This window comes from Pseudomonas carassii (assembly GCF_036324045.1).
Lineage (GTDB): Bacteria > Pseudomonadota > Gammaproteobacteria > Pseudomonadales > Pseudomonadaceae > Aquipseudomonas > Aquipseudomonas peradeniyensis.
The window spans coordinates 1-14,451 of the sequence record NZ_JAZDCT010000062.1 but is presented as its reverse complement, the minus strand read 5'-3'; the positions used below and the strand labels follow the sequence as shown (position 1 = coordinate 14,451).

The window sequence follows — 14,451 nt, the reverse complement described above, 5'->3', positions numbered from 1 at the left end:
GAGCGGGCTTGCCCCGCGAAAGGGCCGCAAAGCGGCCCCGGCGATCTCAAGCCTGCAGTTGTTCCCGAACCCACTCCACCAACGCCCGCACCTTCGGCACTTCCGCCGCATGCTCGGCATACGCCAGGTAATGCGCGCCATTGCTCTTCATCGCATGATCCCAGGCCAGCACCAGGCTGCCTTCGGCCAGCTCCCGGGCCACCAGGTACCGCGGCACCAGCGCCACCCCGCACCCCGCCTGCGCCGCGCTCAAGGCAATATAGAAGGTGTCGAAGCGCGGCCCGTGGTAGCTGTTGTCGGTGTGCAGCCCTTGCTCCAGGAACCACGCGTGCCAGGCCTCCGGTCGCGAGGTGCTCTGCAGCAATACCAGCTCCGCCACCGCGCCCGCGTCAGGCAGCGTGCGGCCTTGCAACAGCTCCGGCGCGCACACCGGCACCACTTCTTCGCCGAACAGCTCGACACAGGTCGCCCCGGGCCAGGTGCCCTGGCCATAGAAGAACACCACGTCGGCCGACCCCTGCAGCAGGGAGAACGGCTCCATCTCGTTGCGGATATCCAGGTGGATGTTCGGGTGGCGCTTGCCAAAGCCTTTTAGGTGCGGAATCAGCCAGCGCACGCCGAAACTCGGTTGAGTGGCTACCTTCAATACTTCGGTCTGCGAGCCATAGCTCAGGACATAGCGGCTGGACATGTCCACCTGGGTGAGAATCTTGTTCACCTCGGCCAGGTACAGGCTGCCGGCGGGGGTCAGTTGCAGGCGTCGGCGGATGCGCAGGAACAGGTGGTGACGCAGCATCTCCTCGAGCTGCGCCACCTGCTTGCTTACCGCGCTCTGGGTCAGGTGCAGTTCCTCGGCGGCGCGGGTGAAGCTCAGGTGACGGGCTGCGGCCTCGAAGCACTGCAGGGCGGTCATGGACGGAACCAGGCGTTTGGACATAAGCGGTCTCGGCGGCTGAAATCATTACCTGGTGGAATGATATGCGGAATAAAGGTCGTTTGTTGCACCTGTGTAATCGGATTAATACTGACCCACATCCTTTTCCACCCCTTCACCCGATGAAAGGAGAAGCACAATGGTTGCTGCATTGCTCGAGCGTCTTGGCGTTGCCGCCGCGGCTCACACCCAGGGTGACTACCCTGTTCACACCCCGATCGACGGCAGCCGCATCGCTTCGGTGAAGCTGCTCGGCAAGGCTGACACCATTGCCCGCATCGACCAGGCGCAACAGGCCTTCGAAACCTGGCGCAGCGTGCCGGCCCCGCGTCGTGGCGAGCTGGTGCGCCTGTTCGGCGAGGTGCTGCGCGAACACAAGGCTGACCTCGGCGAGCTGGTCTCCATCGAAGCCGGCAAGATCACCCAGGAAGGCCTGGGCGAAGTGCAGGAAATGATCGATATCTGCGACTTCGCCGTCGGCCTGTCGCGCCAGCTGTACGGCCTGACCATCGCCTCCGAGCGCCCGGGCCACCATATGCGTGAAACCTGGCACCCGCTGGGCGTGGTCGGGGTGATCAGCGCCTTCAACTTCCCGGTGGCGGTATGGGCATGGAACACCGCGCTGGCGCTGGTGGCCGGCAATGCCGTGGTGTGGAAGCCGTCCGAGAAGACTCCGCTGACCGCCCTGGCTTGCCAGGCACTGTTCGACAAGGCCGTGAAAGCCTTCGGCGATGCGCCGGCAGGCCTGGCGCAACTGGTGATCGGTGGCCGCGAAGCCGGCGAAGCCCTGGTCGACGACCCACGCGTGCCACTGGTCAGCGCCACCGGCAGCACCCGCATGGGCCGTGAAGTCGGCCCGCGTGTCGCGGCGCGATTCGGGCGCAGCATTCTCGAGCTGGGCGGCAACAACGCCATGATCCTGGCCCCGAGCGCCGACCTCGACCTGGCCGTGCGCGGCATCCTGTTCTCCGCCGTCGGCACCGCCGGCCAGCGCTGCACCACCCTGCGCCGTCTTATCGTTCACCGTTCGATCAAGGACGAAGTGGTTGCCCGCGTCAAAGCCGCCTACGGCAAGGTGCGCATCGGTGACCCGCGCAAGGACAACCTGGTCGGCCCGCTGATCGACAAGCAGTCGTTCGATGCCATGCAGGGCGCGCTGGCCAAGGCCCGCGACGAGGGCGGCCAGGTGTTCGGTGGCGAGCGCCAGCTGGCCGAGCAGTATCCGAACGCCTACTACGTGTCGCCGGCCATTGCCGAGATGCCGGCCCAGAGCGACGTGGTGCGCCACGAGACCTTCGCGCCGATCCTCTACGTGCTGGCCTACGACGACTTCGAAGAGGCCCTGCGCCTGAACAACGAGGTGCCGCAAGGCCTGTCGTCGTGCATCTTCACCACCGACATCCGCGAGGCTGAGCGCTTCCAGAGCGCCTCGGGCAGCGATTGCGGCATCGCCAACGTCAACATCGGCACCAGCGGCGCGGAGATCGGCGGGGCGTTCGGGGGCGAGAAGGAGACCGGCGGTGGGCGTGAGTCCGGGTCGGATGCGTGGAAGGGTTACATGCGCCGGCAGACCAATACCGTGAACTACTCGCGTGAGTTGCCGCTGGCGCAGGGCATCGTGTTCGACTGATGATCGCAGGCGGGGGGCTTTGCCCCCGTTTCGCGGCACAAGGCCGCTCCTACAAAGGCAACGCGCTTCCCTGTAGGAGCGGCCTTGTGCCGCGAAAGGGCCGCGCAGCGGCCCCATGGGCAAGAAGAACAACAGCTGGAGCCGGGCCATGTCCGAACTGCGTCAAGAATGTCTGTGGGAACACGTCACCCAGCCGACCGTCGCCGCCCAGGCCCTGGCTGGCGAGCACAAGGCCGATGTCTGCGTGATCGGTGGCGGCATCACCGGCCTGTCGGCGGCGATCCACCTGTTGGAGCAGGGCAAGTCGGTGATCCTGCTGGAAGCCTGGAAGATCGGTCACGGCGGCTCCGGGCGCAACGTCGGCCTGGTCAATGCCGGCACCTGGATCCGCCCCGACGACGTCGAGGCCACTCTCGGCCACAAGCAGGGCGGCCGCCTGAACAAGGTGCTCGGCGAGGCCCCGGGTGAAGTGTTCGCCATGATCGAGCGCCTGGGCATCGACTGCCAGGCCCGGCACCAGGGCACCTTGCACATGGCGCACAACGCCACCGGCATCGCCGATCTCGAGGCCCGCCACCAGCAATGGACCCGGCGCGGCGCCGACGTCGAGCTGCTGACCGGCGCGCAATGCCAGGAATACTGCGGCACCGACAAGATTTCCGCCGCGCTGCTCGACCGCCGCGCCGGCACCATCAACCCCATGGGCTATACACAAGGCCTGGCCGCCGCCGTGAACCGGCTGGGCGGCAAGCTGTTCCAGCAGTCCTCGGTCGAGGGCCTGGAGCGTGACGGCGACGCCTGGCGAGTGAAGACCGCGCGCGGCGCGGTGCGTGCCGACAAGGTGGTGATCTCTACCGGCGCCTACACCGAAGGCGACTGGAGCAACCTGCAGAAGCACTTCTTCCGGGGCTATTACTACCAGGTCGCCTCCAAGCCCCTGCACGGCGCCACCGCCGACAAGGTCCTGCCCCATGGCCAGGGCTCGTGGGACACCCGTACCGTGCTCAGCAGCATCCGCCGCGACGACCAGGGCCGCCTGCTGCTCGGCAGCCTCGGCCGGGTCGACAACAAGCCGGCCTGGTTCGTGCGCAGCTGGGCCGACCGTATCCAGAGCCACTACTACCCGGCGCTGGGCAAGGTCGAGTGGGAGATGCACTGGACCGGCTGCATCGACTTCACCCCGGATCACCTGATGCGCCTGTTCGAGCCGGCGCCGGGGCTGGTGGCGGTGACTGGCTACAACGGGCGCGGCAACACCACCGGCACGGTGATCGGTCGGGCGTTTGCCGAGTTCCTGCTCAAGGATGACCCGGACAGCCTGCCGATTCCGTTCTCGCCGATGAGGCCGGTGAGCGCGCCGTCGCTGCGCACGGCGTTCTACGAGTCGGGGTTCTCGCTGTATCACGCAGGGCAGTGTCTGCGGGTGGTGTTATAGGCTTTGGCGCGCCTGTAGGAGCGGCCTTGTGTCGCGATAGGGCTGCGCAGCAGCCCCAGGGTTTTCAGCGTTGAAGCAAAGATTGCCGGGGCCGCTTTGCGGCCCTATCGCGACACAAGGCCGCTCCTACAGGGGCAGGCGGTGCTTGGCTATTTGTGAAGCCAGCTCAGGAACCCACCTTTCTTCACCACCGCCGGTTTCTGCAGCAGCAGTGACTCGCGCTTCTGCCGGCGGAATCGCTGCAGCTTGGTCAGCGCCGACTTCACATCACCACTCTCGGCCAGGCAACCGCGTACCTGTTCCTTGTCGATGCGATAGAGCATGCAGCCGCTCAGGGCGCGGAACTCGACCGGCGATGCCTCGTCGTCCACCAGCCCCTCCAGCCCCAGCACCTCCCCAGGCCCCATGCGCCCGCCTTCGATCAACCGCTCGCCGTCGCGCACCGAGGCCAGCACCACGCCACGGCTGATCAGCAGCACATGCTCCGAGCGCTCGCCGATGCCGAGGATGACCTGGTCGGCCAGGTACTCCACCGTGGTCATGCGCTGGCTCAGGGCATCGCGCTCTTCGTTGCTCAGTGAGCGGAATACCCGCACTTCCTCCAGCAGTTCGCGCTGGCGACTGCGCACGGGGGCGCCAAGCTCGGTGTTCCAGGTCACGCCGCTGGCCTCCAGATGACGGTGGGCCAGGTCGAACAGCTGGTTGCGCACTTCGGTCTTGCGCGACATCTCGGCGATGAAGCCGCTGGCCTCATACTCCACCGACTCCAGGCTCGAAGCCTTCACCGTGACCTTGGGCGCCGGCTTGTCGAGCAGGATGCTGGTGCCCTGCAGGGTCTTTTCCAGCGCATCGAACACCCGCTGCGGACGCACCTTGGCCGGCACCACCACGCTGATCGACACCCCATGCACCTCGGCCGGGCGGCTGAAATTGAGGATCTTGGCCTTGGCCGCCACCGAGTTGGGGATCACCGCCAGGCTGCTGTTGCCGGTGATCAGGCGGGTGGCCCGCCAATCGATGTCGACCACCTTGCCCTCGGTGCCGTCGATCGAGATCGCGTCGCCGATCTGGTAGGGCCGCGTGGTGTTCAGCACGATGCCGGAGAACACGTCGGCCAGGGTGCTCTGCAAGGCCAGGCCGATGACGATGGCCATCACCCCGGAGGTGGCCAGCAGGCCCTTGACCGGCAGTTGCATCACATAGGCCGCCGCTGCCACCGCCGCGACCAGGAAGATCAGCGCCCCGACCACATCCTGCAGCAGGCGCCCGCCGTGGCTGCCGCGTGCCACCAGCAACAAGCCGAACACCACCGTCACCGTGCGTGCGCCGAACAGCCACCAGCCGATCGCCAGCACCGTGGCCATGAGGTTACGTGAGACATCGTCAGCCCAAGGCGGGGGTTGCAGCGGGCTCATGCCTGCGGCCATCAGGACCCAGCTGAACAGCAGGAAGATCACCAGCCGCGAGGCGATGCGCCAGGCGCGGCGTTCCAGGGGGATCAGGTGCCAGAGCAGCAGGTCGAGGAAGATCAGGGCGGTGCCGAGCAACAAGGGGGACGACTGGATGAAGGCCAGCATGATGGTCTCGGTGCGGGGAGGGCTGTGGCTAGTAATAGAGCAGGTTGAATGGGCGCGCAATGGGCATGCAGGATGCGTGGAACGGTCTGCGTCGAGGGCACGCCATTCTTGCTGTGAGCCGATGAGTTGGAAACAATGGCGCACGGCCGAAACCGCGCGTTCTTCGAGTGCGCCAGGTCGGCATTGGGATTGCCCGCACAAGCGGCAATCACCAGGTGCTTTTCGATTTTTTCCAGGAGGTTGCAGTGGCTACAGGGACGTTATCGGCAGAAGCGATTTTCGAGAAGTACCACCGGTTCGACGACGGTTATCTGCTGGCTTTCGAGTATCAGGAAGCCGTTGATGGAACCCTCAGTTTTGCGATGACCTTCAACGGCCGTGACAACTGGGCCGACGGCAATGTCTGGCGACATGTCAGGGTCGTGATCGATGATGTTCGGGAGTTGTCCCTGAGTATCTTCAGCAGTCGAATTCGACGGATCTACCTCAGCGTCAAACTGCTGAAATTCGATGGCCTCTGGTGCGTCGATGTGAACGGTATGTATGGCGGTGCCGAAGACCCTCGCTCACTCGACGAGGTTCGTCGTGACGGCGAGTTCTATGTATTGGGCGGTCATGTCCGGGCAGAGGAGCTTCCTGAGCATGAGCAACGACCAAGTGGGTCGATTTCGTGACCCTGTGTGAAACCCTCAGGTTCATCAATGTCCTGATGCTCGAGGGTGTGATGGTGTCCGCATTCGCCCTGGCTATCTATGCCTGGTTCTTCGCCAGGCAGCGCGGTCTGGACATCAATACCTTCGAAGGGGCGGGCGAGGTCCACAGGCTGGCCATGACCTTCGAGCACAAACTGCTCTCGGTATTGCTCATCCTGGGGCTTTATGTGTTCCCCCTGTTGCTTGCCCTGTCGTTCGGCTCCTTGATCTGGGGGCTGTTCCAGGGGTGCGAGTACAGGCTCAGTGGTCGGAACGCTCACATTGTCTGGAAACTGGTGCGTTAAGCGGCTCTGCGGACAGTGAAATTTATCGTTCTTAAAATAGAACGCTAAGACCAATTTTCACTGTCTACCGACTCAAAGGTGATGAATCTAATCTTTGCCCATCAACGCGAAACACCGACGGCAACGAAAACCACACACCTTTGGGAGCAACGACCATGAGCAAATTCACCTACAACCGCCTGAACAAAGACGACGCCGCCGTACTGCTGGTCGACCACCAGGCCGGCCTGCTGTCCCTGGTCCGCGACATCGAGCCGGACCGCTTCAAGAACAACGTGCTGGCCCTGGCCGACCTTGCCAAGTACTTCAACCTGCCGACCATCCTCACCACCAGCTTCGAGCAAGGCCCCAACGGCCCGCTGGTGCCGGAGCTCAAAGAACTGTTCCCGGATGCCCCGTACATTGCTCGCCCCGGCCAGATCAACGCCTGGGACAACGAAGACTTCGTCAAGGCGGTGAAGGCCACCGGCAAGAAGCAACTGATCATCGCCGGCGTGGTGACCGAAGTGTGCGTGGCGTTCCCGGCGCTGGCGGCCCTGGAAGAGGAGTTCGAGGTGTTCGTGGTGACCGACGCCTCCGGCACCTTCAACGAAATGACCCGCGACGCGGCCCACAACCGCATGAGCCAGGCCGGCGCCCAGCTGATGACCTGGTTCGGCGTGGCCTGTGAGTTGCACCGCGACTGGCGCAACGACGTCGAAGGGCTGGCGGCGCTGTTCTCCAACCATATCCCGGACTACCGCAACCTGATCACCAGCTACAACGCCCTGACCGCCGGCAAGTAAGCCGCCGCCAGCCTGGCACCCGCGAGGTGCCAGGCAAGGCAGCACACCCATCCAATCCAGCGCTCGTCTGCTGTTGCACAGTGGATGCAGGCCAGCTCATCTCCAGGGAATGTCAGCGATGAACACCGCAACCGAAGGCAACCGCAGCGTCGTCACGCTGGTGATCCAGCACAAGGTCCGTGCCCAGGCGCTGGCGCACTACGAAACCTGGCTCAAGCGCGCCGTGACCACCGCTCGGCAACAGCCCGGTCATCTGGACGTCAATGTCATCCGCCCGGACGACGGCGGCCGCCACTTCACCACCGTGGTGCGCTTCGCCGATGCCGGCCTGCTGCAGGCCTGGGTCAACTCTGCCGAGCGCCAGGCGCTGATCAGTGAAGTGCTGCCACTGCTGGAAGACGGCGACCAGACCCAGGTGCACGATGACCCGGAGTTCTGGTTCACCCCGCCCAGCGTCGGCGCCGCGCAACCGCCGCGCTGGAAGCAGGCCCTGCTGACCTACCTGGTGATCTGCCCGATGACCCTGGTCATTCCCCAGCTGCTGGCGCCGCTGTTTGCCCGCTATCCGCTGCTGGGTGGCCAGATCACCGGCAACTTGATCACCAACCTGTTCGTCATCCTGCCCGTGGTGTTCTACATCATGCCCTGGGTGACACGCCGCTGTGCCGGCTGGTTGCGCCGCTGAGCGCCCGCCGTGATCCATTGCTAGCCTTCAACCGCCTGCCGATCACCCACCCGGACGGAGAGCACCATGAGCCAGGACCCTACCGACCAGAGCCGCCGCAAGTTCCTCGCCACCAGCACCGTGCTCGGTGCCGCCGGCGCGCTGTGGAGCGCATTGCCGTTCACCGATTCCGCCCATGCCGCCCTTTCAGGAGATCCCATGTCCGCCGACCTCATCTTGTTCAATGGCAAGTTGCACACCGTTGACCGCGAGAAGCCCACCGCCAGCGCCGTCGCCATCAAGGATGGCAAGTTCCTCGCCGTGGGCAGCGACGCCGAAGCCATGGCCCACAAAGGGACGGCCACGCAGATCATCGATCTCAAGCAGCGCACGGTGATTCCCGGCCTCAACGACTCGCACCTGCACCTGATCCGCGGTGGCCTGAACTACAACCTCGAACTGCGCTGGGAAGGCGTGCCGTCGCTGGCCGACGCCCTGCGCATGCTCAAGGACCAGGCCGAGCGCACGCCGACCCCGCAGTGGGTGCGCGTGGTCGGGGGCTGGAACGAGTTCCAGTTCGCCGAGAAACGCATGCCCACGCTGGAAGAGATCAACCAGGCCGCGCCGGACACCCCGGTGTTCCTGCTGCACCTCTACGACCGCGCCCTGCTCAACCGTGCCGCGCTCAAGGCGGTGGGCTACAGCAAGGACACGCCCAATCCGCCGGGCGGCGAGATCCAGCGCGACAAGTTCGGCAATCCCACCGGCATGCTCATCGCCCGACCCAACGCCACCATTCTCTACGCCACCCTGGCCAAGGGGCCGAAGCTGCCGTTGGAGTACCAGGTCAACTCCACCCGCCAGTTCATGCGCGAGCTCAACCGCCTGGGCCTGACCAGCGCCATCGATGCCGGTGGCGGCTACCAGAACTACCCGGATGACTACCAGGTGATCCAGGAGCTGGCTAACAACGACCAGCTGACCGTGCGCATCGCCTACAACCTGTTCACCCAGAAGCCCAAGGAAGAACTGGCCGACTTCAAGAACTGGACGCAGAAGGTGAAGCCAGGCGACGGCAACGACTTCTTCCGCCACAACGGCGCCGGCGAGATGCTGGTGTTCTCCGCCGCCGACTTCGAGGACTTCCTCGAACCGCGTCCGGACCTGCCGCAGACCATGGAGCAGGAGCTGGAGCCGGTGGTGCGTCACCTGGTCGAGCAGCGCTGGCCGTTCCGCTTGCACGCCACCTACGACGAGTCGATCTCGCGCATGCTCGACGTGTTCGAGAAGGTCAACCGCGACATCCCGTTCAATGGCCTGCCATGGTTCTTCGACCATGCCGAAACCATCACCCCGCAGAACATCGAGCGGGTCCGGGCACTGGGCGGTGGCATCGCCATCCAGGACCGCATGGCCTTCCAGGGTGAGTACTTCGTCGACCGCTATGGCGCCAAGGCCGCCGAACACACCCCGCCGATCAAGCGCATGCTCGACATGGGCGTGCCGGTGGGGGCGGGGACCGATGCTACCCGGGTGTCCAGCTACAACCCGTGGACTTCGCTGTACTGGATGGTCAGCGGCAAGACCGTCGGCGGGCTGGAACTGTATCCGCAAGGCCTGAGCCGCGAGACCGCGCTGCAGCTGTTCACCCATGGCAGCGCCTGGTTCTCCAGCGAGCAGGGCAAGAAGGGGCAGATCAAGGTCGGTCAGCTGGCCGACCTGGCGGCGCTGTCGCTGGATTTCTTCAGTGTTGATGAAGAGGCGATCAAGGGCATCGAGTCGGTGCTGACCATCGTCGACGGCAAGGTGGTGTACGGCGCCGCCGAGTTCGACAAGCTGGGCCCTGCGCAGGTGCCGGTGTTGCCGGAGTGGTCGCCGGTGGCCAAGGTGCCGGGGCACTGGCGCGCCGGTGCGCCGATGGCGGCGGCGCTGCACCAGTGCGTCGGGCCGTGCGGGGTGCATGCCCACAGTCATGAGAAGGCGCGGCATTCCAGTGTGCCGGTGAGCGATTACCAGGGCTTCTGGGGTGCGTTGGGTTGTTCCTGCTTCGCGTTCTGATGGCCTGATCGCGGGGCAAGCCCGCTCCCACCGAGACTACAGGGTTTCGTGGGAGCGGGCTTGCCCCGCGATGGCGTACTACGCCATGTCGCTGATGGCGAACTCCTCCGCCAGATGATCGATCAGCGACCGCACCGACGGCAGCAACCCGCGCCGCGACGGGAAGATCGCATGCACGATGCCGCAACGCGGATGCCAGCCTGGCAGCATCTCCACCAACCGCCCCGCCGCCAGGTCCTCGCGCACCGCCACCCTGGGCAGGTGCGCGATCCCCACGCCCGCCACCACGAAATGCCGCAGCGCGAACAGGTCGTCGGTGACCATCCGTGGTTTGTGCGGGATCACCAGGCTGCGGCTCATGTCCTCACCCTGGAACAGCTCCCACTGGTATTCACGCTGGGCGCCGCCCCAATGGACGCTGGGTAGCTCGCTGAGCTGCTGCGGATCAAAGCCTTGCGCAAGCTGTTCGAGAAACGACGGGTGGCCGACCAGGCATTGGGTGCTGTTGCTCAGCACCTTCATCACCATGTCGGTGTTCTCCAGCGGCGGGAAACGCACCCGCAGTGCCACGTCAAAGCCCTCATGCAGCAGGTCGACGCGGCGGTTGGTGCTCTCGATGAACAGCTCCACCTGCGGATACTTGAGCATGTAGCGGGTCAGCATCGGCCCGACCCAGGAGTTGAGCAGGGTGGTCGGGCAGCTGATGCGCACCAGCCCGCGTGGCTCACTGCGGTTGCGCTCGATGATTTCGGCGGCGCCCTCGGCCTCCACGCGCATGGCCAGGCAGCGGTTGTAGTAGGCCTGGCCGATCTCGGTCAGCGAGCAGTGCCGGCTGGTGCGGTGCAGCAGGCGCACGCCGAGGCGCTCCTCCAGGTCGGCGATGCGCCGGCTGAGCTTGGACTTGGGCATGTCCAGCGCCCGCCCGGCCGGGGCGAAGCCACCGTGCTCGACCACCTGGGTGAAGTAGTAGAGGGAGTTGAGGTCTTCCAAGAGCGGTCTCCGCGACGGGGCAGGGGGTGGTTCGCAGTCTACCGGGTGGTGGGGCTGAGGTGCAGGGCGACAGCTTTGTGGCGCCTATCAGATCGAGCGCCGCCCGCGCGGCGCTCGATCTGATAGGCGCTGCAAGGCCCTCGGCAAGCACTTGGCGGCCCTCATGCGATCTGCTTCTCAGGACGACTCGATTCCCTCCAGCATCGCTTCCGTCAAACCTTCGGCCATCTCGATGCCATGCAGGCTGGCCCACAACAGGCTCCTGCCGGTTTCATCCATATGCTCCAGGGCCTTGTAGCCGACGTTGTAGGCACTGCGCAGGTACTCGGCGACATGCACCAGGGCGTCGTGGGCGTTGATATTGGGGTTGACCGCGAACAGCGGTGGGTGGCCGGCGTCGCATTTGCCGAAGGGGTGGTGGCGGGTGTTGGGGAGGGGTGGGTCGGGGACGATTTTTTTCATGGTCAAACTCCGATAGAAATTGACCGGCACCGTCCGTTTCCACGCGAAGGGTGGCGGCTGTACACGGGGTGGAAAACCAGGTTATCGGAGAACCCCGGCAGGCCTTACGGCCTCCCGCGTACAGCTGCCGTTACGACAGATAATCCGATAACCAACCAGCCGGGTTTCCACGCCCGATCGCTGAACCGACAGCGACCCGGTCAGCCTAGAGGGCATGATTTCCCCGGACAATCAGAAGGGTATCGACAGACTTTGTAGGGTATTTCTTGGGCTGTAGGCTGCTCAGTAGGAAAGGTTTTCAGATCACGTAGGACATGGCTGAGCTCAGCAGATTCGAGCGTTTTTTGAACACGTTCCTTCGAGCTTGTCGGAAGCTTCTCGGTTGATCTGCACTGCCGCTGTTGTATGGTTTCAGGCGAGCGCGAAACCAGTTGCTATCCAGTGGCGAGAACTGGCGTAGGAACCCCGTTGGTGGCTGGATCATCAGCGTAGGGTGAGACCTCGATCTGCTGTTTGAACTGGGGGCCGCTTTGCGGCCCTTTCGCGACACAAGGCCGCTCCCACAGCGATCGCGCCAGATTGAGGGACCTGAGCCAGACAGTTGCTCCTACAGGAGATCGCGATCTCTGTGGGAGCGGCCTTGTGTCGCGAAAGGGCTGCGTAGCAGCCCCAAGATTTCAAGACAAAGTGACAACTATGCACAACCCACCCCACCCCGGCGAAGCCCTGCGCGAAGACGTCCTGCCCGCCATCGGCATGAGCGTCTCTTCCCTGGCCCGCCACCTGGGCTATTCACGTGGTCAGTTATCCACAGTGCTCAACGGCCATGCAGCCATTTCAGCCGACCTGGCCTATCGTCTCGAACTGGCCGGTCTTGGCAGTGCCCGGCAGTATCTGGCCGAGCAGGCGGCCTACGACCTGTGGCAGGCCGCGTACCGCGAGCATCCACCCATCGAGCGGCTGGCGTTCGCCTGAGCGTCAATCCTCATCCGACGCAAACAACCGCTCCAGCTCCACCCGCGCTTCCTTGGCCGTCTGCATCACCTTGGCCCGGTCGTCGCGCACATGCCCCTGGGCCTCCAGCACCTGCTCGTCATGCTCGGTGAAGCGGGCGATGCGATCCGCCGCCTGCGCTTCCGTCAGCCCCAGCCCGACCAGCGCGCGCCGGCTCATCTCCAGGCTGGAATGGTAGGTCTCGCGAATCGGCTCGGCGCCCACGTCCACCAGCTTGTGCACATGCTGGCGGTTGCGCGCCCGGGCGATGACCTTCAGGTGCGGGTACAGGCGCTTGACCCGCTCGGCCGTGCGGGTGGCGGCCTCGGGGTCGTCGATGGTGATGATCACGTACTCGGCTTCGGCGACCTTGGCCGCATGCAGCACCTCGGTGCGCGACGGATCGCCGTAGAACACCGGCACTTGCTCGAACATGCGGGTCATCTCGATGGTGTCCACCGAGGTTTCCAGGGCGACGAAGGGGATCTTCTGCGCCCGCAGGATGCGCGCCACGATCTGGCCCATGCGGCCCATGCCGACGATCACCACCCGTGGCGTGCCGGCGTCGATCTGCGTGTACTGCTCCGGCACTTCCCGGGCGGGTTGCGGGCGCTTGAGGGCGCGGGCGCAGCCGATCATCAGCAGCGGGGTGAGGGCCATCGAGAGGGTGATGGTCATCAGCAGCAGGTCGTAGGTCAGGGTGTCGAACAGGCCCTGGTCCTTGCCCAGCTTGAACACCACGAAGGCAAATTCGCCACCGGCCGCCAGCACCATGCCCAGGCGCAGGGCGCTGGCGCTGTTGAGGCCCCCGGCGATGCGGCCGACGCCGATCAGCAGCAGCAGTTTCACCGCGATCAACAGCACGGTCATGCCCAGCAGCACCAGCGGCATCTCCAGCAGCAGGCGCAGGTTGGCGCCCATGCCGACGCTGATGAAGAACAGCCCCAGCAGCAGGCCCTTGAACGGTTCGATCTGCGCTTCCAGCTCGTGGCGGTATTCGGAGTCGGCCAGCAACAGGCCGGCGAGGAAGGCGCCCAGGGCCATGGAAATACCGGCCTCCTCCATCAGCCAGGCAGTGCCGATCACCACCAGCAACGCGGTGGCGGTGGACACCTCCGGCAGGCCGGTGCGGGCAACGGTGCGAAACAGCGGGCGCAGCAGGTAGCGACCGCCGACGATGACGATGGCGATGCTGGCGAACACCTTCAGGCCATGCTCGAAGCTGTCGCCTTGGCTGGTGTCCGGTCCGCTGGCGGCCAGCAGCGGAACCAGGGCGATCAGCGGGATCGCGGCGATGTCCTGGAACAGCAGGATGGCGAAGGCCAGGCGGCCGTGGGGCGCGTTGAGCTGCTTGCTCTCGGCCAGGCTCTGCAGGCCCAGGGCGGTGGACGACAGCGCCAGGCCCAGGCCGAGCACGATGGCCGCCGGCAGGCTTTGGCTGAAACCGAACAGGGCGATGGCACCGAGCGCCGCGCCGGTCAGGACCACCTGCGCGGTACCCACGCCGAACACCGACTTGCGCATCAGCCACAGGCGTCGTGGTGAAAGCTCCAGGCCGATGATGAACAGCAGCAACACCACGCCCAGCTCGGAGATGTGCGCGACGCTCTCGGTGTCGCGGATCAGCCCCAGGGCCTGCGGGCCGATGGCCACGCCGGCTAGCAAGTAGCCGAGCACGGCGCCCAGTTGCAGGCGCTTGGCCAGGGGCACGGCGACCACGGCGGCGAGGAGGAAGATGACGGCGGTTTGTAGAAGGCTGCCTTCGTGTGGCATTGCTCGGACTCCTTGAACTGCGTGCGGCAGCGTTTGATGCAACAGCTTATGCCATCGATGAAAGAGGCGGGCATTTTCGGGTGGGGAGCGAAACAGGACAATCCTGGGGTTACAGGAAGCAGCGTTCTGAAAGTAGGACCTTTGTTGAATCAA

Annotated in this window: 13 protein-coding genes; 8 read left to right on the top strand and 5 right to left on the bottom strand. The window is 65.0% G+C overall.

Annotated features, from left to right (window positions below; all coding sequences use genetic code 11):
* Positions 1-46: 46 nt before the first annotated feature.
* Positions 47-937, bottom strand: a complete 891-nt coding sequence (locus tag V0R62_RS26105; protein ID WP_330105752.1) for a LysR family transcriptional regulator — start codon at positions 935-937, stop codon at positions 47-49.
* Between the two features lie 136 nt (positions 938-1,073).
* On the opposite strand from V0R62_RS26105, the gene amaB reads away from it, so the two are divergent.
* The gene (gene amaB, locus V0R62_RS26100; protein ID WP_062359953.1) at positions 1,074-2,564 is read left to right on the top strand and encodes an L-piperidine-6-carboxylate dehydrogenase; all 1,491 of its coding nucleotides are present in this window, start codon (positions 1,074-1,076) and stop codon (positions 2,562-2,564) included.
* Positions 2,565-2,712: 148 nt separating this feature from the next.
* Positions 2,713-3,999, top strand: a complete 1,287-nt coding sequence (amaA, locus tag V0R62_RS26095; protein WP_330105751.1) for an L-pipecolate oxidase — start codon at positions 2,713-2,715, stop codon at positions 3,997-3,999.
* A gap of 149 nt (positions 4,000-4,148) precedes the next feature.
* Here amaA and V0R62_RS26090 read toward each other — a convergent pair whose 3' ends face one another.
* Positions 4,149-5,576: a mechanosensitive ion channel family protein gene (locus tag V0R62_RS26090; RefSeq protein WP_330105750.1), complete on the bottom strand. Its 1,428-nt coding sequence runs from the start codon at positions 5,574-5,576 to the stop codon at positions 4,149-4,151.
* Between the two features lie 167 nt (positions 5,577-5,743).
* Between V0R62_RS26090 and V0R62_RS26085 the strand changes: the two genes are divergently transcribed.
* The 5 genes from V0R62_RS26085 to V0R62_RS26065 all read left to right on the top strand — a co-directional run bounded on the left by V0R62_RS26085 (position 5,744) and on the right by V0R62_RS26065 (position 10,080).
* Positions 5,744-6,250 (top strand): hypothetical protein, encoded by a 507-nt coding sequence (locus V0R62_RS26085; RefSeq protein ID WP_330105749.1) that lies wholly within the window; start codon positions 5,744-5,746, stop codon positions 6,248-6,250.
* Positions 6,247-6,573, top strand: coding sequence for a hypothetical protein (locus tag V0R62_RS26080; RefSeq protein WP_330105748.1), 327 nt, complete (start codon positions 6,247-6,249; stop codon positions 6,571-6,573). Before V0R62_RS26085 ends, V0R62_RS26080 begins: the two co-directional genes overlap by 4 nt.
* 155 nt (positions 6,574-6,728) lie before the next feature.
* Positions 6,729-7,358, top strand: a complete 630-nt coding sequence (gene ycaC, locus V0R62_RS26075) for an isochorismate family cysteine hydrolase YcaC (protein WP_213658877.1) — start codon at positions 6,729-6,731, stop codon at positions 7,356-7,358.
* A 118-nt stretch (positions 7,359-7,476) separates the two neighbouring features.
* Positions 7,477-8,043: an antibiotic biosynthesis monooxygenase gene (locus V0R62_RS26070; protein WP_082120339.1), complete on the top strand. Its 567-nt coding sequence runs from the start codon at positions 7,477-7,479 to the stop codon at positions 8,041-8,043.
* A 66-nt stretch (positions 8,044-8,109) separates the two neighbouring features.
* Positions 8,110-10,080 carry an amidohydrolase gene (locus tag V0R62_RS26065; RefSeq protein ID WP_330105747.1) on the top strand — a complete coding sequence of 657 codons (1,971 nt, stop codon included), beginning with the start codon at positions 8,110-8,112 and terminating at the stop codon, positions 10,078-10,080.
* Positions 10,081-10,158: 78 nt separating this feature from the next.
* Here the strand turns inward: V0R62_RS26065 and V0R62_RS26060 are convergent, their stop codons facing one another.
* Together V0R62_RS26060 and V0R62_RS26055 are read right to left on the bottom strand one after the other, a co-directional pair.
* Complete coding sequence (locus V0R62_RS26060; RefSeq protein ID WP_050703240.1) at positions 10,159-11,070, bottom strand: LysR substrate-binding domain-containing protein; 912 nt, start codon at positions 11,068-11,070, stop codon at positions 10,159-10,161.
* A 177-nt stretch (positions 11,071-11,247) separates the two neighbouring features.
* A complete protein-coding gene (locus V0R62_RS26055; protein ID WP_330105746.1) occupies positions 11,248-11,532 on the bottom strand; it encodes a DUF6124 family protein in 285 nt (94 codons plus the stop codon).
* 696 nt (positions 11,533-12,228) lie between these two features.
* Here V0R62_RS26055 and V0R62_RS26050 point away from each other — a divergent pair.
* Positions 12,229-12,507: a HigA family addiction module antitoxin gene (locus tag V0R62_RS26050; RefSeq protein WP_330105745.1), complete on the top strand. Its 279-nt coding sequence runs from the start codon at positions 12,229-12,231 to the stop codon at positions 12,505-12,507.
* Between the two features lie 3 nt (positions 12,508-12,510).
* On the opposite strand, the gene V0R62_RS26045 is transcribed toward V0R62_RS26050, so the two are convergent.
* Positions 12,511-14,298, bottom strand: a complete 1,788-nt coding sequence (locus tag V0R62_RS26045) for a monovalent cation:proton antiporter-2 (CPA2) family protein (protein WP_330105744.1) — start codon at positions 14,296-14,298, stop codon at positions 12,511-12,513.
* Positions 14,299-14,451 lie beyond the last annotated feature (153 nt).